Here is a 22,749-nt window from a genome sequence, read left to right on the forward strand (position 1 = left end):
CGTGCACTCCCCTATTTAGACGCTGGATCCGCGATGCAAGAGCGGGATTTGTAATCCGGTGTGATCACCGTGCGCTCCGGTTGCTCGCGTCTGTATGTCGCGTCCCGTTCGACGCGGTCTGCCACGGCGTACCTCTGCTTGGCGTGCTCATTGAGCCGAGGAAAGTTCGCCAGCACGTTGTATGGCAGTCCATACAGCCACGGCTCTATTGGTCGGACCCATGTCCAACTTCGGCCGGTGGCATCAGGGAGAAACTGCACATAAAACGGGACGATGCAGTAGTAGTGATTTCGAACGGCCCACGCCCAGTCCGCGGGAGTTGCCACCAGAACTGGCAGCCCTTCTTTTGAAACGGCTATCCACCCAACAGCCGCCCCACCCGAGTAGACGTAGTCCTTGTCTCGATACCTGAACTCAAGCACCTGTTTGTCTACATCCGGGCGCATCCCAAAGTTGAAGGGGTTTCCTGCACCTCCCTGCAGGCGCCACTCCATAGCACGCTTGAGAACAAGTGTTTCGCCTGTATTGAGAGGAACTTCTTCCTCCCATGTCAGTGTTCTCGAGCAGGCGGCAAGCGAAAGAACCATGCACAACCCAGCCAGCGACTTGGCTCCGCTCTTAGATAACGCCGTCAGCCGATCCTGAATGAAAGGTCTCACGCCCCACTCTCTCGTGTCTTTGTCCCGCACCATTTCCGAGATCACTGTCTCAATCGCCCCGCAGCCGCCAGGGCACCTAGTGCGAAATGAACAGCACCGTCACCTTGCCGCGCAGCTGGTTGATCGTCCGGGCGAGTTGCGCCGCAGTCGCGCTCTTGCGGCGTGGCCATACCTCACCTCACTCCGCAACGATCCCCGCTGTACATGGGATCGATCCGTTGAAGAAATCCAAGTTGAGGATCTGCGCTGAATCCTTGCTTCCTCTTGTCCTGAAGGGAGTACCTGGATACGAGATGGCTCGGTCTTGACGGAGCCGCCATCAAGTTGGAAGGCATGTTGTAGAGCCAGGAGTCAATCGATGGTGGCCAAGACCAGCCCCGACCGGTGCTATCGGGCACGAACTGGACATAGAACGGAATCGTGCATTGGTAGTTTGCAGTGGCGTACCACGCGCCTGAATCCGCGTTCTTCACGAGAACCGGAACACCCGACGGAGACACGGCTAGCACTAGGAATCCGCCGGCCCCTTCATATCGATAGGTCTTTCCCTTGTAGGTGAACTCATACGTGCTGTTTCGTGTGGGGTGATAACTGATATCGAAAGGATTGCCTGCTGCGCCTCTTAGCGCAAAGCCAAGTGTTCTGTGCAGACGGATCACCTCACCCGTATTGAGCAGAACCTCCTCTTCCCACGTCGCAGTCTTCCCGTGCGCAGCGGTGGAAACGAAAACCACAAGGAGAACGGCGGCACAGACCCCAATCCAGGGCCGCAGAACAGTCCTACGCATCCAAGTCATATTCCCGCCTGAAACTCATTTCTTGGCTGTCAAACCAGTGCGCAACTCGAGACAGTCTCTTCAACATGCAAGGCGCTTCAATTCCTGAAGTTGCCAGACTCCCCATTCGGCCTCCTCCGCGTTTGCATAGATCGCCGATGTAATGAGGATCGACCATCTGAACAGCGCGAAGCCGCGGATCGACAAGGTACGGCTGACGCCTCTTGTCTTCAATCGAATACCGAGATCTGACGTTGCCCGGGTCCTCGAAACTGATGAACAAATTGGCTGGCAGTCCGTACAACCAAGCTTCGATTTGAGAAGGCCAAGTCCACGCCTCACCCGTTGAACTCGGAACAAGTTGAACGTAGAAAGGCAGCGTGCAGCCATAGTGGTGGCGCCAATTCCAGGAGTTGCCTGCCGCGTCAGCAACCAGGACTGGCACTCCACCGGGGCTTATGGCAAGCACCATCACGTTCGCGTCGCCGAGGTATCTGTAGCGGACGCCGCGCCAATCGAACTCGATCTCTGAGTCGCTATCCGGCCGGTACGCCAGATCAGCCGGGTTTCCGGCGCCTCCTGTCAACGAATAGGATTGGCTCCGCCTCACCCAAACCTTTTCACCCGTGTTAAGCAGAACCTCTTCTTCCCAGGTTCGGGTCTTGCTGCATCCCGCTGCAAGAAGAGAGAACGCCAACACAAAAATGAGACCGAGTTTCATCGCTGCTCTTCGCTGTTGTCTTGCTTGAGGTCGCCTTGCTTGCAAGGCAGATCTGTTGCATGACCATCCGAAGACTTCGATTCAATGGTCGCCTCAAGATGCATTCGCCCGCTCCTTGCTCTCGCTCCGCCCCATCCCCACGATCACCGTCTCATCCACCTGCAGTCCCCTGGGCACCTGGTGTGAGATGAACAACACCGTCACCTTGCCGCGCAGCTGGTTGATGGTCCGGGCGAGTTGCGCCGCAGTTTGCACGTCCAGGCTCGCCGTGGCTTCATCAAAGATCAGGATTCGTGGACGTTTCAGCAAGGCACGGGCGACGGCGATGCGCTGCTTCTGGCCGCCCGACAGCCCCACGCCCTTTTCGCCGATCTCGGTCTGGTAGCCCCGCGGAAGCGCCTCGATGGCCTCGTGGATCTCCGCCATCCGGCAGGCCTGCACCACCTGCTCGAAGCTGGCCAACGGGTTCGCCATCTGCAGGTTCTCGTAGACCGTCCCGGCGAACAACTGCGTTTCCTGCGGCACCACACCGAACCTGGAACGCAGCTCGTTGGCCGACAGGTGCCGGGTGTCCTGGCCATCGACCAGGATGCAGCCTTCCGTCGGCCGGTGGAATCCGAGCAGCAACCGGGCCAGGGTGCTCTTGCCGCTGCCGGAGGGGCCGACCAGCAGCGTGGTCGTGCCCGGCTTGAAGGACAGTGAGAGGTCCCGGTACAACCAGGGGTGCTCCGGGCTGTAGCGAAAGGCGATGCCCTTGATGTCGATGCGGCCGCTGCCTGCGCCCGCCCGCGCCGGCAGCAGCCCGTAGGGTTCGGCCGGTGCATTCATCAGGTCGCCCAGCCGCTTCACCGACACGTTCGCTTGCTGGAATTCCTGGTACAACCCGACCAGCCGCAGCAGCGGCTGGGACAGGCGCGTCGCGAACATCTGGAAGGCGACCAGCATGCCGATGGTGAAGCCGTCGTTCCGCATCACCAGCAGGGCGCCGGCCATCAGGACCGCGAGCCCTTGCAGCTGTTCGAGCGACTGGGCCGCGGTGCCGTAGGTGTTGGCGAGCTGCCGCGTGCGAAACCCGGCCGCGACGTAGTCCGCCAAGCAGGCGCCGTACCGCTTCTCCAGTTGCGGCTCCAGTTGCAGCGCCTTGACCGTCTCCATGCCGCCGACGTATTCGGTGACGAAGGCCTGGTTGCGGGCGCCCAGCAGGAATTGCCGCTCCAGCCGTCCCCGCAGCAGCGGCGTGACGGCCACGCTCAGGGCGGCCAGCAGGACCAGGAGGCCGACGGCAATGAGCGACAGTTGCCAGCTGTACCAGAACATCACGCCGAGCAGGACCAGCATGAAGGGCAGGTCCAGCAGCAGCGTGACCGCCGCGCCGGCCATGAACTCGCGGATCGACTCGACCCCCTGCAGGCGAGCGACCAGGGTTCCCGTCGGCCGCCGGGCGAAGTACCCCATGGGCAGCTTGAGCAGGTGCGAGAAGACCCGGCTGCCTAGCACCGCGTCCACACGGTTGCCAGTGTGCAGCACGAGGTACTGCCGCACCCACGAGAAGATGCCCGTGAAGACGATGGCCAAGGCGAGGCCCACGCCGGCCGCCACCAAGGTGCTACGGCTCTGGTGGACCACGACCTTGTCGATCACCACCTGCGTGAACAGCGGTGTCGCAAGTCCCACCAGCTGCAGCGCCAGCGAGGCCAGCAGGATGTCGCGCCACACGGTCCGGTAGCGCAGGAGCTCGGGCACGAACCAGGCGAAACCGAACGGCGCGTCTTCGGAGGCACGCGCCCCGTCTTCGTCCCGCAGCGGCTGCGCTTTCGGCGTGAAGCAGACCGCCGACGGACCGAGCGTCGCCAGCAACTCGGCGATCGCAACGGACTCGCCGGCATCGCCGCTGGCACCCGAGAAGCTGGCGCGATCGGCCGCGAGGTCGGTGACCACGATAGGCTCCGGCCCGCGCGACGCCGCCGGCGCGTCGGCGACGCCAGGGTGGGTGGCGCCGGACTCAGACTGCCTGAAGAAAAGCGCCGGCAGCCGGGTCGCGATGAACGCCAGGTCCGAAGCAGCGGCGTGCTCCGCCTGCAAGCCCAGTGCTTCCGCGGCCAGGAGCATTTCGGCCAGCGAATACATCCCGTCCCTCCCGGGGGGATGACGTTGCAGGAAGAGACCGGCGTCGAACGGGATCCGGTGCTGGCGGCAGATGGTGGCCAGCACCCAGACGACCTCCTGGTCGGCCAGCCGCTCGTTCGGCATGGAGGGCATCGCCGGATGCTAGGCGTGCCCGCTGTCGCCGCAACGGTCCTCCTTCGTCTGCTTGCAGGAGCACGCGCCAGAACGACGGAAGCCCGCCGAAGCGGGCTCCACGTCACCGGGTGCGACCGGTCAGCGGCTGTACGCGCTCTCGCCGTGGGCCGTGATGTCCAGCCCTTCGCGCTCTTCTTCCTCCGACACGCGCAGCCCGATCAGCACGTCAACCAGCTTGTAGGCGATGAACGCCACCACGCCGGACCAGGCGATCGTGAACAGCACGCTCTTGAACTGCACCCAGAGCTGGGCGGCGATGGTGAAGGTCTCGGGCGTCGCGCCGCCGGTCCCGCCCAGGTAGGGCGAGGCGAACACGCCGGTGAGCAGCGCACCGACGATGCCGCCGACACCGTGCACGCCGAACACGTCGAACGCGTCGTCCGCGCCCAAGGCACGCTTGAGGCCGCCCACGCCCCACAGGCAGACCAGCCCGGCCGCCAGGCCCAGCACGATCGCACCCATCGGGCCGACGAAGCCGGCGGCGGGCGTGACGGCGACCAGGCCGGCCACCGCGCCCGAGGCGGCGCCCAGCATCGAGGCCTTGCCCTTGTGCAGCGCCTCACCGGTGATCCAGGACAGCGTGGCGGCGGCGGTGGCCAGCACGGTGTTGACGAAGGCCAGGCCGGCGCTGCCGTTGGCGGCACCCGCGGAGCCGGCGTTGAAGCCGAACCAGCCCACCCACAGCAGCGAGGCGCCCACCATGGTCAGCGTCAGCGAGTGCGGCATGAAGGCCTCCTTGCCGAAGCCGATGCGCTTGCCCAGCACCCAGGCGCCGACCAGGCCGGCCACGCCGGCGTTGATGTGGACCACGGTGCCGCCGGCGAAGTCCAGCGCGCCGTCCTGCGCCAGCAGGCCGCCGCCCCACACGATGTGGGCCATGGGGACGTAGGCGAAGGTGAACCACAGCACCGAGAACAGCAGCACGGCGGCGAAGCGGATGCGCTCGGCGAAGGAGCCGACGATCAGCGCCACCGTGATGGCCGCGAACGTGCCCTGGAAGGCGACGAACACGTACTCGGGGATGGTCGCCAGCGCGCCGATGGTGTCGGGCGTGACGCCGCGCAGGAACAGCTTGTCCGCGCCGCCGAAGAAGCTGCCTTCGCCGGAGAACGCGAAGCTGTAGCCGTACAGCGCCCACAGCAGGCTGATGAGGGAGAACACGACGAACACCTGCATCAGCACCGACAGCATGTTCTTGGTGCGGGTCAGGCCGCCGTAGAACAGCGCCAGGCCGGGGATCGTCATCAGGATCACCAGCAGCGTGGAGGTGAGCATCCAGGCGGTGTCGCCGGAATCCACCTTGGGCGCCGGTGCGGCGGCTTCCGCGGGCGCCGGCGTTGTGGCGGGTGCGGCAGCCGGTGCGGCGGCAGCGGCAGGTGCAGCGGCCTCGGCCGCGGCAGGGGTGGCGGGCGCCTGGGCCAGCACGGCGGCGGAACCGCCCAGCAGGCCCAGGGCGAGCGCGAAGCAGGCAAACAGCTTTCTCATGGCAGCCTCTGTCGAATGGGGTCTCAAAGCGCCGCGGGGCCGGTCTCGCCGGTGCGGATGCGGATGACCTGCTCGAGGTCGTAGACGAACAGCTTGCCGTCGCCGATCTTGCCGGTGCGGGCGGCGCCCTCGATGGCCTCGAGGGCGCGCTCCACCAGTTCGTCGGCGATGGCCGCCTCGATCTTCACCTTGGGCAGGAAGTCGACCACGTACTCGGCGCCGCGGTACAGCTCGGTGTGGCCCTTCTGGCGGCCGAACCCCTTGACCTCGGTGACGGTGATGCCCTGCACCCCGACGGCCGAGAGCGCTTCGCGCACCTCGTCGAGCTTGAAGGGCTTGATGATGGCGGTGACCAGTTTCATGCGGGCTCTCCTTGCGGGTCAGAACGAATACTTGACGCCCAGCACCAGTCCGTCGCGGGCCAGGTTCTTGCCGCTGGGCGCGAGGTACAGGCCCTTGCTGTCGGTGCCGACCCAGGCGGCGCTCGCCGACAGACCGTTGCCGAAGTCCTTGTTCACCGCCAGCGAGTAGTCGGTATAGGAGAACGGGTCGTTGTTCTTGATCTTCTGGTAGCCGACGTGCGGCACCAGCGACCAGCCCTGGCCCAGGTCGAAGCTGGCCGACAGGTCGACGTAGTAGCTGTTCTTGCTGTCGGCGAAGCCGAACAGGTTGCTGAAGGCGTGCGAGTACTTCAGCGTCGCCGGTCCCCAGCTGGCGCCGACGTAGGCTTCCTGCGTGTTCGGGCTGATGGCCAGGCCGTGGTCCGGGTAGTTGTAGGTCAGCACGCCCACGTCCAGGCCCAGGGGCCCGACGCCGAAGCGATAGCCGCCGTACAGGTCCAGCTCCAGGTCGGCGCTGCCGCCGCCGTCCTTGATCCAGCGGATGGAGGTCGCCCAGGCGCCCAGGTACGCGCCGCTGGCATGGGTGTAGTCGACCCCGCCCTGCAGCGCCGGACGCAGGCGGCTCTGCGAGATTCCGCGATAGCGGTAGTCGCTCACGGCGCCGACGTTGAAGGCGAAGCTGTGCTCCGGCTGCGGCGCAGGGGTTTGCGCTTGGGCGGCGCCCGCGGACACGAGGATGGACAGGAAGACGGCGGCTGTGCTTTTCATGGTTCTCCGTTGAGTCGGGGTGAGGGTCCCCGACAGCAAAAGCAGAACCCGTGCCAGCCCAACGGAGCACCCCGTGCGCGATGCATGCAGGCGCGCGCATGCACCGGTGGCGTGCGCGCCTGGTTCGGGCGGGTGCGCGCGGCGCACCCGGATGGTGAGGACAGGCCGCAGCGGGCCTGATTTCGGTGCGGGGAGGCTCAGCCGGCCTGGGTACCGGCCGGGCGCAGTTGCTCGCGCAGGCCCCGCGACACCCAGAGCTCGCCCGTGGCAAAGGCGACCAGGCCCTGCACGCCCTCGCTGCCGCGGATCAGCTCACGGCCCTGGGCGGTGCCCAGCACCATGGCCGCGGCGCCCAGGCCGTTGACGGCCTGCAGCTCGCGGCCGACCAGGGTGACGCCGCGCGGTCCGTCGGTGGGATAGCCGGTGCGTGGATCCAGCACGTGGTGGTAGCGGCGCCCGTCGCGCAGGAAGAAGCGCTCGTAGTCGCCGGAGGAGGCGACGAAGCCCTCGCGCAGGTCCAGGCTGGCGAGCAGCCGTGCCGGCGACCGCGGGTCGCGGATGCCGACGCGCCAGGCGCTGGCCTGCGGCGCCGTCGTCGCGACCACGTCACCGCCGCCGTTGACCAGCGCCGTCCGCACGCCGTGAGCGCGCAGCGTGTCCAGCCCTTGCTGCAGGATGTAGAGCTTGGCGATGCCGCCCAGGTCCAGGCGCATGCCGCGCCGGCGCAGGTAGGCGCTGCCGGCCCGGTCATCGAGCACCAGCTGGCGCCAGTCCACGCTGCCCAGGTGCTCGCGGATGTAGGCATCGCTGGGGCGGCGCGGCGCCTGCGGATCGAAGTCCCAGCGGCCGACCGAGCCGATGGTGGCGTCGAACGCGCCGCTGCTGCGCCGGGAGACCCCGGCCGCCATGTGCAAAACGTCCAGCAGTTCGCGCGGCACCGGCACCGGCTGGATGCCGGCAGCGAGGTTGATCGCCGCTACCCGGCTGGTGGGCGCGTAGTGGCTCATGACGGCTTCCAGCGCCGCCATGCGTGCGAACGCGGCGTCGACCGCGACGCGCAGCAGGACGGAGTCGGCGCCCTGCACGGCGATGTCCACCTGCGTGCCCATCAGGGCGCGGCGCTCCCGCAGCCGCGCATCGGGGGCGCTGGCGCGGGCCGTGACGGCCCAGCCGGCCAGGGCGGCGCCGGCGCAGAGCACGGCGCGCCGGCCGCGGTCCGGCGCCGGGGCCACGCGCGCGGCGGCCGGCCTCATCTCCCGCATGGCGTGCTCAGCGCGACTGGCCGACCATGTAGTCGACGCCGGCCTTGACTTCGTCGTCGGACAGGCCGGAGTTGCCGCCCTTGGCGGGCATCTGGCCCTTGCTGCCGGTGTAGCCCTCGATCGCGTGCTTGTAGAGGACCTCGTTGCCCTGGGCGATGCGGGGTCCCCAGTCGGCCTTGTCGCCCGGCTTGGGCGCGCCGGCGACGTTGGCGGCATGGCACAGCGCGCAGGTCTTGTTGTAGACCGACTTGCCGAGTTCGGCGTTGGCGGCCGGCGCCGCGGCCGGGGCGGCGGCCGGTGTCGCGGCGGGTGCCGAGCTGGTTGCGGGAGCGGGCGCGGGCTGCGAAGCCGGTGCGCTTTCCTGCTTGCCGCAGGCGGCGAGCGCGGCGGCGGCCGAGAGAACGAGGGCGAGGGCCAGGTGTTTCATGAGCTGCAGATCCTTGTCGATGCGCGGCGGATTCTAGGAAGCACCCCGGCCTACCGCGAGCGTTGAAGACGGGTTCGTTGATGAACCGCAATGTTGCGAAGCCGGCCTCCCGCTTTCATTGATGCACCGCAACGGGCCCGGGAGAACCCTTGAACGCTCCTTGATGAACCTCAACGGACTTCCCGCGGGCCTTCGGGATCATCCCCTTGCAGCCTTGCCGGCACCCTGCTTCACGGAGCGCGGTTCGTGCATCCGGCTGCATTCGATCCACGCAGTTCGGAACATCCCGATGCCCAACAAGACGACAACCCTTTCGACCTCCGCATCCGCTACCGAAGCCGTCCCCTCGCGGCGACGCTTCCTCAACACCGCTGCCGCGGCCGGCCTGGCCGGCGTGGGCCTGGCGGCCTGCAGCGACAAGCCCGACAGCGCACCGGCGCCCAAGGCGGCAGCCGGCGCGGCCTCGCACGCCGACGAAGGCGGCGCGGGCACCGTGCACCTCAAGCCGGGCGAGCTCGACACCTACTACGGCCTCTGGAGCGGCGGGCACACCGGCGACATGCGGGTGCTGGGCCTGCCCTCCGGCCGCGAGCTGACGCGCATCCCCTGCTTCGTGCCCGACGCCCTGGTCGGCTGGGGCATCACCAACGAGTCCAAGGCCGTGATGGGCACCAAGCCCGACGGCAGCCTGAAGTACACGGTGGCCGACACCCACCACACGCACGCCTCCTACAAGGACGGCGACTACGACGGCCGCTACGCCTGGATCAACGACAAGATCAACTCGCGCATCGCGCGCGTCCGGCTCGACTACTTCGTCTGCGACAAGATCACCGAGCTGCCCAACGTGCAGGGCTTCCACGGCATCTTCCCGGACAAGCGCGACCCGGTCGACCCGGCCATCAACTACACCACGCGCGTGTTCTGCGGCGCCGAGTTCGGCATCCCGCTGCCCGGCGCCGGCCTGGAGGACGACAAGGCCTACCGCTCGATGTTCAGCTGCGTCGACGCCGAGACCATGGAAGTGCGCTGGCAGGTGCTGATCGACGGCAACTGCGACCTGGTCGCCACCTCTTACGACGGCAAGCTGGCCGCCACCAACCAGTACAACGTGGAGAACGGCGCCCGCTACGAGGACATGATGTCCGCCGAGCGCGACGCCTGCCTGTTCTTCAACGTCGCGCGCATCGAGGAAGCCGTCAAGGCCGGCAAGTTCAAGACCATCGGCACGTCCAAGGTGCCGGTCGTGGACGGCACCCGCGAGGCCAACAAGGATCCCAAGACGGCCCTGACCGCCTACGTCAGCGTGCCCAAGAACCCGCACGGCGTGAACGCCAGCCCGGACGGCAAGTACTTCATCTGCGCCGGCAAGCTGTCGCCCACCTGCACGGTGATCGAGCTGGCCAAGGTGCTCGACTGGTTCGACGGCAAGTCGGAGAAGCTGGACAGCGCGATCGTCGCCGAGGTGGAAGTGGGCCTGGGCCCGCTGCACACCGCCTTCGACGGCCGCGGCAACGCCTACACCACGCTGTTCCTGGACAGCCAGCTGGTCAAGTGGAACGTGGACGCCGCGATCAAGTTCCACGCCGGTGACAAGAACGCCAAGTACGTGGTCGACCGCCTCGACCTGCAATACCAGCCCGGCCACGTCAACGCTTCCCAGTCGGAGACCGTCAAGGCCGACGGCAAGTGGCTGGCGGTGGGCTGCAAGTTCTCCAAGGATCGCTTCCTGCCGGTCGGCCCGCTGCACGCCGAGAACGAGCAGCTGATCGACATCTCGGGCGAGAAGATGGTGCTCAAGGCCGACCACCCGGTGCGCGGCGAGCCGCACGACTTCATCATCTTCAAGCGCGAGCTGGTGCGCCCGAAGCAGGTGTATGCGCTGGACGACTTCCCCAACGCGGTCAAGGACGCCAAGGAGTCGGGTATCACGCGCAACGGCCGCAAGGTCACCGTCAAGATCACCTCGCAGGCGCCGGCCTTCAGCCTGCGCGAATTCAAGGTGAAGAAGGGTGACGAGGTGACGCTGATCCTGACCAACCTGGACAAGATCGAGGACCTGACGCACGGCTTCGCGATCCCGAAGTACAACATCAACTTCATCGTGAACCCGCTGGAGACCAAGTCGGTCACCTTCGTCGCGGACCAGCCGGGTGTGTTCTGGGCCTACTGCACCCACTTCTGCCATGCGCTGCACCTCGAGATGCGCAGCCGCATGATCGTCGAAGCCTGACCTTCGTCCTTCCCGCGCGCCGCACGGCGCGCGGGCAGCGACGCCCGACATGAATCCCTTCTCCATCCTGTTCCGGCTCTGGCTGGGAGCTGCCGCATTGCTCTTCACCCCCCTGCTGTGGGCGGGTGCCTATGAAGCGAAGCTGCCGGACGAAGTCCACACCGCGGCCCGCCTGTGCGACTACGCGCCCTGCGCCGAGGTGTTCCCCGGTGCGACCGCGTTCTCCGAGCGCAAGGGCCAGCCGCCCTATGTCGAGGCCTACGACGGGGCCGGCAAGCTGCTCGGCTACGTGATGCTCTCCACCGACATCACCGACACCCCGGCGTACTCGGGCAAGCCGGTGGTCACGCTGATCGGGATGGACACCCAGGGCCGCTTCGTCGGCGTCAAGGTGCTCAAGCATTCGGAGCCCATCCTGCTGCTGGGCATTCCCGAGAGCGCGCTGGAGAAGTTCAACGACCAATATCTCGGCAAGTCGGTGACCGACCAGCTGGAGATCGGTCGCTCGCGTCCGGACGAGGGCGTGATCGGACTGGATGCAATTTCCGGCGCCACCGTCACGGTGATCGCCCAGAACCAGGTGATGACCACCGCCGGCGCCGCGGTGGCGCGGCAGACCGGCATCCTGGCACCCACCGTGCGGCCGCAGGCGAAATTCATGGACCGCGGCAACCAGCATGACTGGAAGGCGCTCGCGGCCGAAGGCAGCGTGCAGCGCCTGCTGGTGCAGCCGCAGGACGTGGGGCTGCCGCGCGGCGAGGGGCCCTTCATCGAGCTGTGGTTCGGCTACCTGAACCAGCCCGACGTCGGCCGCTCGCTGCTGGGCGAGGCCGGCTGGTCCAGCCTGATGTCGCAGTTGAAGCCGGGCGAACACGCCCTGTTCGTGATCCGCACCCAGGGCCAGGAATCGTTCAAGGGCTCGGGCTTCGTGCGCGGCGGCATCTACGACCGCATCCAGGTGCGCCAGGGCCGCGACACCTTCACCTTCCGCGACCTCGACTACCTGAACCTGTACGGGCTGCAGGCGGCCGGCACGCCGCGCTACACCGAGTCGGCCATCTTCATCGTGCGCTCGCCCGCGTTCTCCGCGGCGCTGCCGTGGAAGCTCAGCCTGCTGGGCAACCGGGTCGACCGAGCCACCGGGGCGCGCACCTTCACCAGTTTCGAGTCGGAGTACTGGCTGCCCGCCGCCACCCTGGAGGGCGGCCGGCCGGCGCGCGAGGAGGCCGAAGCCGCCTGGGTCAAGATCTGGAAGTCGCGTGCCATCGAGATCGCGCTGTTCTCCGCGCTGCTCATTGCGGTCGCCGTCGTCTATGCGCTGCGCGACAAGCTGACGCGCCGCTCCACCCGCAAGAACAAGTGGCCGGTCAACGCCTTCAAGTACAGCGCCTGGGTGATCAGCATCGGCTTCGTCGGCTTCGGCCTGATGGCGCAGCCGTCCATCACGCAGGTGCTGACCTGGTTCCACTCGCTGCTGTTCCAGTGGACCTGGGAACTGTTCCTGAGCGACCCCTTCATCTTCCTGTTCTGGGTGTTCATCGTGATCACGGTGTTCGTCTGGGGCCGCGGCCTGTTCTGCGGCTGGCTGTGCCCGTTCGGCTCGCTGCAGGAACTGCTGTACAAGGTCGCCAGCGCGATCGGCCTCAAGCGCTTCCAGCGCGCGCTGCCGCGGGCGCTGCACGACAAGCTCAAGTGGCTGAAGTACGTGATCTTCGGCGGCCTGCTGGCGGTGTCGATGTTCTCGATGATCTGGGCCGAGATGCTGGCCGAGGTCGAGCCGTTCAAGACCACCTTCCTGGTCGGCCCGTTCAACCGCGCCTGGCCCTACACGACCTTCGTTGCCGTGATCCTCGGCATCTCGATCTTCGTCGAGCGGCCCTACTGCAAGTACATCTGCCCGCTGGGCGCCTCGCTGGCGATGCCGACCACCTTCCGCTGGTTCGGCCTCAAGCGCAAGGACGAATGCAGCACCTGCACCGCCTGCGCCAAGGGCTGCGGCGCGCAGGCGATCGATGCCGACGGCCGCATCGACCACCGCGAGTGCCTGCACTGCCTGGACTGCATGGTGCTCTACACCGACGCCCACGCCTGCCCGCCGTTGTCCAGGGAGCGCAAGCGCCGCGAGCGCGCCGGCCTGCCGCTGACGGCCATCGGCCGCGACGGCTACTACATCCCGATCCACCCGGTGCCGGCCGACCCGCCGGCCACGAAAGGCTGAACGCCATGGTCGATCCCCGCATGCCCACCGATCCGGCGCAGCCGTCCTACGCCACACGCCAGCCCGGCCTGTGCGGCTGGGTCTGCGCCGAGATCTGGGACCACCTGTGGCCCTGGAGCCTGTCGGCACGGGAACTGCCGCACGCGGGCCTGCGCGCCGGCAGCATCGCGCTCGCCGTCGCCGTGTCCATCGCCTGGGTGCTGGCCGGGATGGGCGAGCTGCGCGCCGGCGCCATCATCGGCTGGTGGTTCGGCTGGAGCGTGTTCGAGGTGCTGATCCGGCTGGCCAACAAGCGCTACGTGAAGGATGGCCCCTGGTGGGGCCGGCGCTACCGGGTGGCCAGCGTGATGGACATGATCTGCTACGTCGGCTTCAAGAACCTGCTGATCGGCGCCGCGCTGTTCCTCATGCTGAAGTCCGCCGGCTGGCTGGAACTGTAGGACCCGCCGTGCTGATCCGCCTGCTGCTGCTCGTCCTGTGCCTGGCGCCGCTGTCGCTGCGCGCGGCCACCTGGACCGTGCGGCCGGGCGAGGCCATCCAGCCGGTGCTCGACCGCGCCGCTGCCGGCGACGTCATCGAAGTGGCGCGCGGCCACTACGTCGGCAACCTGCGGATCGACAAGCCGCTGACCCTGCGCGGGCTGCAGCGCCCGACCCTGGACGGCGGCATGCAAGGCGACACCATCCGCGTGACCGCGCCGGACGTGACGATCGAGGGCCTGATCGTGCGCGACTCCGGCGACAGCCTGCTGGAGCAGAACGCCGGCATCTACCTGGCGCCGGGCGCGCACCGCGCCGTGGTGCGCCGCTGCGACCTGGTCTACAACCTGTTCGGCCTGTGGGTCGAGAAGGCCGACGGCGTGCGCATCGAGGACAACCTGATCGTCGGCAAGCGCGACTACGCGTCGTCCCAGCGCGGCAACGGCATCCAGCTGTACAACACGCGCGGCGCCCAGGTCACCGGCAACAACATCAGCTTCGTTCGCGACGCGCTCTACATCGACGTCACGCACGACGCGGTGTTCCGCGGCAACCGCCTGCACCACAGCCGCTACGGCGCGCACTACATGAACTCCTATCGCAACCTGTGGGAGGACAACGACAGCTATCTCAACCGCGGCGGGCTGGCGCTGATGGAAGTGCGCGACCAGGTGGTCCGCAACAACCGGGCCTGGGGCAACAGCGACCACGGGATCATGCTGCGCACGCTGCAGGATTCGGTGATCGAGGGCAACGTGGTGGCCGGCAACGGCCGCGGCTTCTTCATCTACGACGTCGAGTACGCCCGCCTGCGCGGCAACCTGGTGGTGAACAACCGGGTGGGCGTGCACCTGTCGGCCGGCTCCACCCGCAACGAGGTGGAGGGCAACGACTTCATCGGCAACCGCGAGCAGGTGCGCTACATCGGTGCGCGCGACGAGACCTGGGGTGCGCGCAGCGGCAACCACTGGAGCAACTACCTGGGCTGGGACCGCGACGGCGACGGCCACGGCGACGTGCGCTACGAGGCCAACGACCTGGTCGACCGGCTGGTGTGGCGGCACCCGGCGGTGCGCCTGCTGCTGGCCAGCCCGGCGATCCAGGCGCTGCGGGTGGTCTCGCAGCAGTTCCCGCTGGTGCGGGTGCCCAGCGTCGTCGACCCCAAGCCGCGCATGGCGCCGGCCCACCCGAACTGGAGGCAATGGAATGAGCTCCCTGACGACCACTGAGCCCCCGGCGATCACCGTGCGCGGAGCCGTCAAGCACTTCGGCGCGGTGCGCGCCGTCGACGGCGTCGACCTCGAGGTGCAGCCCGGCGAGGTGTTCGGCCTGATCGGCCACAACGGGGCCGGCAAGAGCACCCTGTTCAAGATGATGCTGGGGCTGCTGCGGCCCGACGCCGGCGAGATCCGGATCCAGGGCGCGGCCACCGGCGGGCGCGGCTTCCGGGCCGCGCGCCGCGGCATCGGCTACCTGCCGGAGAACGTGGTGCTGTACGACAACCTGACCGGGCTGGAGACGCTGCACTTCTTCGCCCGCCTGAAGTCGGCGCCGGCCGCGGACTGCGCCGCGGTGCTGGAGCGGGTCGGGCTGGCGCACGCGGCGGCGCGCCCGGTGCGCGAGTACAGCAAGGGCATGCGCCAGCGCCTGGGCTTCGCGCAGGCGCTGCTCGGCCAGCCGCGGGTGCTGTTCCTGGACGAGCCGACGACGGGCCTGGACCCGGAAGCGATCCGCGAATTCCACGCCACCCTGGCGCAGCTGAGCGCCGGGGGCGTGACCATCATCCTCACCTCGCACATCCTGGCCGAGTTGCAGCAGCGGGTGGACCGGCTCGCCATCCTGGGCGCCGGTCGCGTGCGCGCCACCGGCAGCGTGCAGGAATTGCGCGAGCGCCTGCAGCTGCCGCTGCGGCTGGAAGTGGAGTTCGGCGCCGGGTCGGCTGCCGCCGTCGAGCGCGCGCTGGCCGGCCTGCCGCTGGCGCAGGCCCGCTGGGAGCCGGGCGCGCTGCAGGCGCAACTGCCGCGCGAGGCCAAGATGCCGGTGCTGGCGGCGCTGGCCGCCCTGGGCAGCACGGTGGCCGACCTGCGGATCCACGAGCCCTCGCTCGAGGACGTGTTCTTCGGTTGTTCCGCCTGAAGGAGGAGGCCATGGAACTGCGACAGATCGCCACCATCGCCGCCAAGGAGCTGCGCGACCGCCTGCGCAACCGCTGGGTGCTGGCGGTGGCCCTGGTGTTCACCGCCTTCGCGCTGGTCATCGCCTACTTCGGCGGCGCGCAGCAGGGCGCGGTCGGCCTGCGCTCGATCGAGTTCACCATCACCAGCCTGGTCAGCCTGGTGATCTACCTGATCCCGCTGATCGCGCTGCTGCTCGGCTTCGATGCGATCGTCGGCGAGCGCGAGCGCGGCTCGCTCGACCTGCTGCTGGCGCTGCCGATCACGCGGCTGGAACTGCTGCTGGGCAAGTACCTCGGGCTGGCCGCGGCACTGACCTTGTCCACCGTGGCCGGCTTCGGCCTGGTCGCCATCGTGCTCGCCACCCAGGCCGGCACGGCGGGCCTGGGCGCCTACGCCGGCTTCATGGGCAGCTCGGTGCTGCTCGGCCTGGCCTTCCTCAGCCTGGCGGTGCTGCTGTCGGTGCTGGCCAGGGACCGCACCCGCGCCTCCGGCCTGGCCATCGCGACCTGGTTCTTCTTCGTGCTGGTGTTCGACCTGCTGCTGCTCGGACTGCTGGTGACCACCGGCGGCGAGCGCGGGGCGGAGACCTTCCCCTACCTGCTGCTGCTCAACCCCGCGGACGTGTTCCGCATCCTCAACGTCTTCTCGCTCGACGACGTGCGCAGCCTGTACGGCCTCACCTCCATCGTGCCGGCGGCGCTCGCCAAGCCTTGGCTGATGGCGCTGGTCATGCTGGGCTGGATTGCTGCGCCGCTGGGCATCGCCACCTGGAGGTTCCGACCATGAAACGCCGCCACCTGCTGCTCGCCGCCTGCGCCGCGCCCGCTGCCACGCTGCTGGCCTGCAGCCCGGACACGGGTGGCAGCGCTGCAGCCGCCGCCCCCGTGGAGATCGATCCCGCCACCACCTGCGACCTGGACGGCATGCTGCTGGCCGACTACCCCGGCCCCAAGGCCCAGATCCACTACGCTGGCGTGGCTGCGCCGGTGTTCTTCTGCGACACCACCGAGCTGTTCGCCCAGTTGCTGCGGCCCGAGCAGGTGCGCCCGGTGCGCGCCGCCTACGTGCAGGACATGGCCAAGGCTGACTGGAACAAGCCCATGGGTCATTGGATCGAGGCGCGCAGCGGCTTCTACGTGGCCGGCAGCAAGCGCCATGGGTCCATGGGCCCGACCTTCGCCAGCTTCGCCACGCGCGAGGCGGCGGACGGCTTCGCCAAGGCATTCGGCGGCCGCGTCTACGCCTTTGCCGAGGTCACGCCCGAGATGGCCGACCTGCGCGGCGGCGCCCAGCACGACCAGCGCATGTGAGCGACGCCATTCCTGTGCGCTAGCGCACAGGAAGCTATGCGGCGGTCGGCTCCGGGACCGCGCGGCGCGTTGACGCGCCACGGAGGGAGTCCCGCATGAGCCTGTCGCTGGTGCGCAGCCGCGCGCTGCTCGGCCTGGAGGCCGCCCGGGTCGAGGTCGAGGTCCACCTGGCCAACGGCCTGCCCAATTTCTTCCTCGTCGGCCTGGCCGACACCGAGGTCAAGGAAGCGCGCGAGCGCGTGCGGGCCGCCCTGCTCACCAGCGGGTTCGACTTTCCACACAACAAACGGATCACCGTGAACCTGGCGCCGGCCGACCTGCCCAAGGACTCGGGCCGCTTCGACCTGCCGATCGCGCTGGGCATCCTGGCGGCCAGCGGCCAGCTCGATGGCGAGCGGCTGGCGCGCTACGAATTCGCCGGCGAGCTGTCGCTGTCCGGCGAGTTGCGGCCGGTGCGCGGCGCACTGGCCATGAGCCTGGCGCTGCAATCGGCCGCTGCCGGCACCCAGTTGGTATTGCCGCCGGGCAGCGCGGAGGAAGCGGCCTTGGTGCCCGGGGCGCGCGTCTGGCGCGCCCGCCACCTGACCGACGTGGTGGCCCGATTCCAGCGCAGCGAAGCAGCCGATCCGGGCGAGGGCTGGCAGCGCGTGCTGGCGCAGCCACCGGTCGCGCGCGCCAGCTACCCGGACCTGGCCGACGTGAAGGGGCAGGGTGCCGCGCGGCGCGCGTTGGAGATCGCGGCGGCCGGTTCGCATAGCCTGTTGCTGGTCGGCCCGCCCGGCTCGGGCAAGTCGATGCTGGCGCAGCGCTTCGCCGGCCTGCTGCCGCCCATGGACGTGCAGGAGGCGCTGGAGAGTGCCGCCATCGCCAGCCTGGCCGGGCGCTTCAGCCTGGAGCGCTGGGCCGAGCGACCCACCTGTTCGCCGCACCATTCGGCCAGCGCGGTGGCGCTGGTGGGCGGCGGGTCACCGCCGCGCCCCGGCGAGATCTCGCTGGCGCATCGCGGCGTGCTGTTCCTCGACGAATTGCCGGAGTTCCCGCGGGCCGCGTTGGAAGCCCTGCGCGAGCCGCTGGAGACTGGCCACATCACCATCGCGCGGGCGGCCCGCCGCGCCGAGTTCCCGGCCCGCTTCCAGTTCATCGCCGCCATGAATCCCTGCCCCTGCGGCTGGTTGGGCGCGCCGCACCGGGCCTGCCGCTGCAGCCCGGAGCAGGTGAGTCGCTACCAGTCGCGCCTGTCCGGCCCGCTGCTGGACCGCATCGACCTGCAGGTGGAAGTGCCGGCGATCGCGCCGCAGGAGTTGCTGGCCGCCGCGGGGGGCGAGGCCACGGCCACGGTGCGCGAACGCTGCCTCGCCGCGCGCGGGCGGGCACTGGCCCGCCAGGGCAAGCCGAACCAGGCGCTGGAAGGCGCGGAAGTCGACCAGCACACGCAGCTGCAAGCGGCAGCGACCGAATTCCTGAACCATGCGGCCGCGCGGCTGGCCTGGAGCGCGCGCGCCACGCACCGGGTGCTGAAGGTGGCGCGCACCATTGCCGACCTGAGCGGCACGCACGACGTGACGGTGGCTCACGTGGCCGAAGCCGTGCAGTACCGGCGCGGGTTGCTGGAACGCTAGCCGGCGGCCGAATCCGAATCAGCGGGCGCTTCGCCGCCCATGCTCCGTGCCGCCCACCGTCCGCAGCGAGGGGCCGCCCGGTCGTTGCGGCAACGGCTGTTCCTCCACCGGTTCGCCCGCCACGCGCCGGCGCGTGTCCTCAGCGGCCCGGGCCATGGCGGCGGCGAACAGCAGCACGCCCGAGGAGAAGTAGATCCACATCAGCACCGCCACCAGCGAGCCCGCCGCGCCATAGGCCGACACCACCGCCGCGGTCGACAGGTACCAGGCCAGCAGCTGCCGGCCCAGGCTGAACAGGATGGCGCCGACCACCGCGCCCAGCAGCAGGAAGCGCGTCCCCGGTTTGGGCCCGGCGCTCAGGCGCATCAGGGCGACGAACAGCAGCGTCCACAGCCCCAGCACCACGAGTTCGTTCGCCAGCCGCAGCAGCGTTTCCAGCAGGAAGAAGTCGCCCAGCCAGCCGGAGAACACCGACAGCAGCGTGGAGGCCACCGTCGATGCCAGCAGCAGGAAGCCGAAGGCCAGGATGTAGGCGACCCCGCGCAGGCGCTGGCTGGCCGTGTGCCACCAGCCCGAAGGCGGCGGATGCGACCGGCCCTCGGCCCAGACGTCGGCAAAGGCGTTCTGCAGCTCGCCGAACACGCCGGTGGCGCCGAACAGCAGCACCGAGAAGCCGACCAGCGTGGCCACCAGCCCTTCGGCCGGTTTCTGCGCGCTGGCCAGCGCCTGCTGCACCACTGCCGCGGCCTGCGGCCCGACCATCGCACCGGCCTGTTCGACCATGGTCTGGCTGAGCGCCTGCCGGTCCATCCACCAGCCGAACACGCCGACCAGCACCAGCACCAGCGGGGCCAGGCTGAGGATGCCGTAGAAGGACATGGCGGCGCTCATGCGCAAGCCGCCCGCCTCGCTCCAGAGCCGGGCCGCGCGCCAGACCGGATAGGCCGGGCGCACCATCCGGCGCAGGCGCTCGGGAAATCGGTCTTGCCAGGCCATGTCGCAGGATCGCGGCGCCGGTTCGCGCGCGCTATCGGCTGCCGCTACGGCGCAGGGTCGGACCGCGCCGACGCTACAGGTTGGAACCGAGCAGCCGCTGCACCTCGCCCTGCTCGGCGCCACGGCGTCGCGCCAGGTCCTCGACCTGGTCGGCGCCGATGCGGCCGACGTTGAAGTAGGTGCTCTGCGGGTGGCTCAGGTAGAAGCCGCTGACGCTGGCCGCCGGCGTCATGGCGCCGCTGTCGGTCACGTCCATGCCGATCTCCTGCGCACCCAGCAGGCGGAACAGCGGCGACTTCACGCTGTGGTCCGGGCAGGCCGGGTAGCCGGGTGCCGGGCGGATGCCCTGGTACTTCTCGGCGATCAGTTCCTCGTTGGCCAGCTGCTCGTCCGGCACGTAGCCCCACAGGTCGGTGCGCACGCGGTGGTGCAGGCACTCGGCGAAGGCTTCGGCCAGCCGGTCGGCCAGCGCCTTGAGCATGATGGCCGAGTAGTCGTCCAGGTCCTTGAGGAAGTAGTCCACCTTCTCGTCCACGCCCAGCCCGGCCGTGACGGCGAAGGCGCCGACGTAGTCGTCGGCCACGCCACGCGGCGCGACGAAGTCCGCCAGGCAGCGGCTGGGCCGGATCACGCCGTCGATCACGTGCTTCTCGGTCTGCTGGCGCACGCCCCACCAGGTCAGCGCCACCTGCCCGCGCGACTCGTCGGTGTACAGCTCGATGTCGTCGTCGTTCACCGTGTTCGCCGGCCAGAAGCCCAGCACCGCGTTGGCGGTGAGCCAGCGGCCTTCGACCAGCCGCTTGAGCAGGCGCTGGCCATCGGAGAACACGCGCACCGCCTCGCTGCCGACCACCTCGTCCTTCAGGATCTCGGGGAAGCGCCCCGCCAGGTCCCAGGTCTGGAAGAACGGGCCCCAGTCGATGTACTTCGCCAGCTCGGCCAGGTCGAAGTTGCGGAACACGCGACGGCCGATGAACTTGGGCCGCGGCGGCGTGTAGCCGGCCCATTGCACCGGCGTCTTGTTGGCGCGCGCCTTCGCGAGCGGCCATATCGGCGTCTGCTTCTTGCTGGCGTGCAGCTTGCGCACCTTCTCGTAGTCGGCCTCGACGTCGGCGATGAACTTCGCCGCCTGGTCGGACAGCAGGTTCTGGGCCACGCCAACGCTGCGCGAGGCGTCTGGCACGTACAGCACCGGGCCCTCGTAGTGCGGGGCGATCTTCACCGCGGTGTGCACCCGGCTGGTGGTCGCGCCGCCGATCAGCAGCGGGATCTTCTTCACCCGGAAGTGATCGTCCTTCTGCATCTCGCCGGCGACGTACTGCATCTCCTCCAGCGAGGGCGTGATCAGGCCGGACAGGCCGACGATGTCGGCGCCCTCGACCTTGGCGCGCGCGAGGATCTCGTGGCACGGGACCATCACGCCCATGTTCACGACCTCGAAGTTGTTGCATTGCAGGACCACCGTGACGATGTTCTTGCCGATGTCGTGCACGTCGCCCTTGACGGTGGCGATGACGATTTTGCCCTTGCTGCGCACGTCCTGGCCGGCGGCCTCCTGCTGCTTCTTCTCCTCCTCGATGTAGGGGATCAGGTAGGCCACGGCCTGCTTCATCACGCGGGCCGACTTGACCACCTGCGGCAGGAACATCTTGCCGGCGCCGAACAGGTCGCCCACGATGTTCATGCCGTCCATCAGCGGGCCCTCGATCACGCCCAGCGGCCGGCCGCCTTCGGCCAGCACCTTGTCCAGCATCTCGGCGGTGTCCGGGACGATGTGGTCGGTGATGCCGTGCACCAGCGCATGCGCCAGCCGCGACTCGACCGGTTGCTGGCGCCATTCGTTGCGCTTGCCCTCGTCGCGCGCCGCGCCCTTGGCCTGCTCGGCGATCTCGACCAGGCGCTCGCCGGCGTCGGGCCGGCGATTGAGCACCACGTCCTCGACCCGCTCGCGCAGCACCGGGTCCAGGTCGTCGTAGACGCCGACCATGCCGGCGTTGACGATGCCCATGTCCATGCCGGCACGGATCGCGTGGTACAGAAACACGGTGTGGATGGCCTCGCGCACCGGATCGTTGCCGCGGAACGAGAAGCTGACGTTGGACACGCCGCCGCTGACCTTGGCGCCGGGCAGGTTCTGCTTGATCCACTTGGTTGCTTCGATGAAGTCGACCGCGTAGTTGTTGTGCTCCTCGATCCCGGTGGCGATGGCGAAGATGTTGGGGTCGAAGATGATGTCCTCGGGCGGGAAGCCGACCTCGTCGACCAGGATGCGGTAGGCGCGCCCGCAGATCTCCTGGCGGCGCTGCAGGCTGTCGGCCTGGCCCTGCTCGTCGAAGGCCATCACCACGGCGGCGGCACCGTAACGCTTGACCAGGCGGGCCTGCCGCTTGAACTCGGCCTCGCCCTCCTTCATGGAGATCGAGTTGACGATGCCCTTGCCCTGCAGGCAGCGCAGGCCGGCCTCGATCACCTCCCACTTGGAGCTGTCCACCATCACCGGCACCCGGGCGATATCGGGCTCGCTGGCGATCAGCCGCAGGAAGCGCACCATGGCCGCCTTGCTGTCCAGCATGGCCTCGTCCATGTTGACGTCGATGACCTGGGCGCCGTTCTCCACCTGCTGGCGCGCCACGGCCAGCGCTTCCTCGAACTGCCCGGCCAGGATCATGCGGGCGAAGGCCTTGGAGCCGGTGACGTTGGTGCGCTCGCCCACGTTGACGAACCAATTGCTCGGGGACAGACCTTCAGCTCTGTCCCCGACTGGCTGAGCGGACGCGATGGAGACGGGCTCCAGGCCGGACAGCTTCAACGGGGGAACGGCGGGGGTATCGGGCATTCGGCTCACCTTCGTCGGGATGCGGCTTGCGCCGCGGTCGAGGTGAGCGCCGTTACGGAAGAAGTCTCAAGCCTGACGCCGGGCACCGCCGGCGCTGCAACGCTCCTTGAGAGGGCGTCATTCTAGCTTCAGGGTGGTCGC

At 68.6% G+C, this 22,749-nt stretch carries 16 protein-coding genes, 1 pseudogene and 1 riboswitch; of the genes and pseudogenes, 7 read left to right on the forward strand and 10 right to left on the reverse strand.

Translation table 11 applies throughout. From position 1 onward, the window contains the following. Positions 1 to 11: 11 nt before the first annotated feature. The 8 genes from VEC03_RS18865 to VEC03_RS18900 all read right to left on the reverse strand — a co-directional run bounded on the left by VEC03_RS18865 (position 12) and on the right by VEC03_RS18900 (position 8,740). Positions 12 to 659 (reverse strand): hypothetical protein, encoded by a 648-nt coding sequence (locus VEC03_RS18865; protein ID WP_324918864.1) that lies wholly within the window; start codon positions 657 to 659, stop codon positions 12 to 14. 780 nt (positions 660 to 1,439) lie between these two features. Beyond that, entirely contained in the window at positions 1,440 to 2,156 is a 717-nt protein-coding gene (locus tag VEC03_RS18870; protein WP_324918867.1) for a hypothetical protein, read from the reverse strand. A gap of 93 nt (positions 2,157 to 2,249) precedes the next feature. Beyond that, positions 2,250 to 4,415 carry a peptidase domain-containing ABC transporter gene (locus tag VEC03_RS18875; RefSeq protein WP_324918870.1) on the reverse strand — a complete coding sequence of 722 codons (2,166 nt, stop codon included), beginning with the start codon at positions 4,413 to 4,415 and terminating at the stop codon, positions 2,250 to 2,252. 120 nt (positions 4,416 to 4,535) lie between these two features. Further along, complete coding sequence (locus VEC03_RS18880) at positions 4,536 to 5,942, reverse strand: ammonium transporter (RefSeq protein ID WP_324918873.1); 1,407 nt, start codon at positions 5,940 to 5,942, stop codon at positions 4,536 to 4,538. Positions 5,943 to 5,965: 23 nt separating this feature from the next. Then, a complete protein-coding gene (gene glnK / locus VEC03_RS18885; RefSeq protein ID WP_324918874.1) occupies positions 5,966 to 6,304 on the reverse strand; it encodes a P-II family nitrogen regulator in 339 nt (112 codons plus the stop codon). 18 nt (positions 6,305 to 6,322) lie between these two features. After that, the gene (locus VEC03_RS18890) at positions 6,323 to 7,051 is read right to left on the reverse strand and encodes a TorF family putative porin (RefSeq protein WP_324918877.1); all 729 of its coding nucleotides are present in this window, start codon (positions 7,049 to 7,051) and stop codon (positions 6,323 to 6,325) included. A gap of 197 nt (positions 7,052 to 7,248) precedes the next feature. Beyond that, positions 7,249 to 8,313 carry an FAD:protein FMN transferase gene (locus VEC03_RS18895; protein ID WP_324918880.1) on the reverse strand — a complete coding sequence of 355 codons (1,065 nt, stop codon included), beginning with the start codon at positions 8,311 to 8,313 and terminating at the stop codon, positions 7,249 to 7,251. Between the two features lie 7 nt (positions 8,314 to 8,320). Next, the gene (locus tag VEC03_RS18900; RefSeq protein ID WP_324918883.1) at positions 8,321 to 8,740 is read right to left on the reverse strand and encodes a c-type cytochrome; all 420 of its coding nucleotides are present in this window, start codon (positions 8,738 to 8,740) and stop codon (positions 8,321 to 8,323) included. Positions 8,741 to 9,029: 289 nt separating this feature from the next. On the opposite strand from VEC03_RS18900, the gene nosZ reads away from it, so the two are divergent. From nosZ to VEC03_RS18935, 7 genes and pseudogenes are all read left to right on the forward strand, one after another. After that, a complete protein-coding gene (gene nosZ, locus VEC03_RS18905; RefSeq protein WP_324918886.1) occupies positions 9,030 to 10,973 on the forward strand; it encodes a TAT-dependent nitrous-oxide reductase in 1,944 nt (647 codons plus the stop codon). 49 nt (positions 10,974 to 11,022) lie between these two features. Beyond that, positions 11,023 to 13,631, forward strand: a pseudogene (locus VEC03_RS18910) (4Fe-4S binding protein). Between the two features lie 14 nt (positions 13,632 to 13,645). Further along, the gene (locus VEC03_RS18915; RefSeq protein ID WP_324918996.1) at positions 13,646 to 14,899 is read left to right on the forward strand and encodes a nitrous oxide reductase family maturation protein NosD; all 1,254 of its coding nucleotides are present in this window, start codon (positions 13,646 to 13,648) and stop codon (positions 14,897 to 14,899) included. Continuing rightward, the gene (locus tag VEC03_RS18920; protein ID WP_324918889.1) at positions 14,877 to 15,806 is read left to right on the forward strand and encodes an ABC transporter ATP-binding protein; all 930 of its coding nucleotides are present in this window, start codon (positions 14,877 to 14,879) and stop codon (positions 15,804 to 15,806) included. The genes VEC03_RS18915 and VEC03_RS18920 overlap by 23 nt, the downstream gene beginning before the upstream one ends. A gap of 11 nt (positions 15,807 to 15,817) precedes the next feature. Beyond that, positions 15,818 to 16,633: an ABC transporter permease gene (locus VEC03_RS18925; RefSeq protein ID WP_324918892.1), complete on the forward strand. Its 816-nt coding sequence runs from the start codon at positions 15,818 to 15,820 to the stop codon at positions 16,631 to 16,633. Continuing rightward, on the forward strand, positions 16,630 to 17,157 hold the full coding sequence (locus VEC03_RS18930; protein WP_324918896.1) for a nitrous oxide reductase accessory protein NosL: 528 nt from the start codon (positions 16,630 to 16,632) through the stop codon (positions 17,155 to 17,157). The genes VEC03_RS18925 and VEC03_RS18930 overlap by 4 nt, the downstream gene beginning before the upstream one ends. Positions 17,158 to 17,252: 95 nt before the next feature. Beyond that, on the forward strand, positions 17,253 to 18,776 hold the full coding sequence (locus VEC03_RS18935; protein ID WP_324918900.1) for a YifB family Mg chelatase-like AAA ATPase: 1,524 nt from the start codon (positions 17,253 to 17,255) through the stop codon (positions 18,774 to 18,776). Positions 18,777 to 18,794: 18 nt separating this feature from the next. Here VEC03_RS18935 and VEC03_RS18940 read toward each other — a convergent pair whose 3' ends face one another. Both VEC03_RS18940 and metH read right to left on the reverse strand, forming a co-directional pair. Beyond that, entirely contained in the window at positions 18,795 to 19,772 is a 978-nt protein-coding gene (locus tag VEC03_RS18940; RefSeq protein WP_324918903.1) for a YihY/virulence factor BrkB family protein, read from the reverse strand. A gap of 73 nt (positions 19,773 to 19,845) precedes the next feature. Then, entirely contained in the window at positions 19,846 to 22,608 is a 2,763-nt protein-coding gene (gene metH / locus VEC03_RS18945) for a methionine synthase (RefSeq protein ID WP_324918906.1), read from the reverse strand. A 37-nt stretch (positions 22,609 to 22,645) separates the two neighbouring features. Next, positions 22,646 to 22,722, reverse strand: a riboswitch (S-adenosyl-L-homocysteine riboswitch). Positions 22,723 to 22,749 lie beyond the last annotated feature (27 nt).

The sequence above is a fragment of the Ramlibacter sp. genome, from assembly GCF_035627355.1.
Lineage (GTDB): Bacteria > Pseudomonadota > Gammaproteobacteria > Burkholderiales > Burkholderiaceae_C > Ramlibacter.

Excerpts from the sequence above, each read along its gene's own strand:
- VEC03_RS18870 (WP_324918867.1), bottom strand. The coding sequence starts at position 2,156 with ATGAAACTCGGTCTCATTTTTGTGTTGGCGTTCTCTCTTCTTGCAGCG.
- VEC03_RS18875 (WP_324918870.1), bottom strand. The coding sequence starts at position 4,415 with ATGCCCTCCATGCCGAACGAGCGGCTGGCCGACCAGGAGGTCGTCTGG.
- VEC03_RS18880 (WP_324918873.1), bottom strand. The coding sequence starts at position 5,942 with ATGAGAAAGCTGTTTGCCTGCTTCGCGCTCGCCCTGGGCCTGCTGGGC.
- glnK (WP_324918874.1), bottom strand. The coding sequence starts at position 6,304 with ATGAAACTGGTCACCGCCATCATCAAGCCCTTCAAGCTCGACGAGGTG.
- VEC03_RS18890 (WP_324918877.1), bottom strand. The coding sequence starts at position 7,051 with ATGAAAAGCACAGCCGCCGTCTTCCTGTCCATCCTCGTGTCCGCGGGC.
- VEC03_RS18895 (WP_324918880.1), bottom strand. The coding sequence starts at position 8,313 with ATGCGGGAGATGAGGCCGGCCGCCGCGCGCGTGGCCCCGGCGCCGGAC.
- VEC03_RS18900 (WP_324918883.1), bottom strand. The coding sequence starts at position 8,740 with ATGAAACACCTGGCCCTCGCCCTCGTTCTCTCGGCCGCCGCCGCGCTC.
- nosZ (WP_324918886.1), top strand. The coding sequence starts at position 9,030 with ATGCCCAACAAGACGACAACCCTTTCGACCTCCGCATCCGCTACCGAA.
- VEC03_RS18920 (WP_324918889.1), top strand. The coding sequence starts at position 14,877 with ATGAGCTCCCTGACGACCACTGAGCCCCCGGCGATCACCGTGCGCGGA.
- VEC03_RS18925 (WP_324918892.1), top strand. The coding sequence starts at position 15,818 with ATGGAACTGCGACAGATCGCCACCATCGCCGCCAAGGAGCTGCGCGAC.
- VEC03_RS18930 (WP_324918896.1), top strand. The coding sequence starts at position 16,630 with ATGAAACGCCGCCACCTGCTGCTCGCCGCCTGCGCCGCGCCCGCTGCC.
- VEC03_RS18935 (WP_324918900.1), top strand. The coding sequence starts at position 17,253 with ATGAGCCTGTCGCTGGTGCGCAGCCGCGCGCTGCTCGGCCTGGAGGCC.
- VEC03_RS18940 (WP_324918903.1), bottom strand. The coding sequence starts at position 19,772 with ATGGCCTGGCAAGACCGATTTCCCGAGCGCCTGCGCCGGATGGTGCGC.
- metH (WP_324918906.1), bottom strand. The coding sequence starts at position 22,608 with ATGCCCGATACCCCCGCCGTTCCCCCGTTGAAGCTGTCCGGCCTGGAG.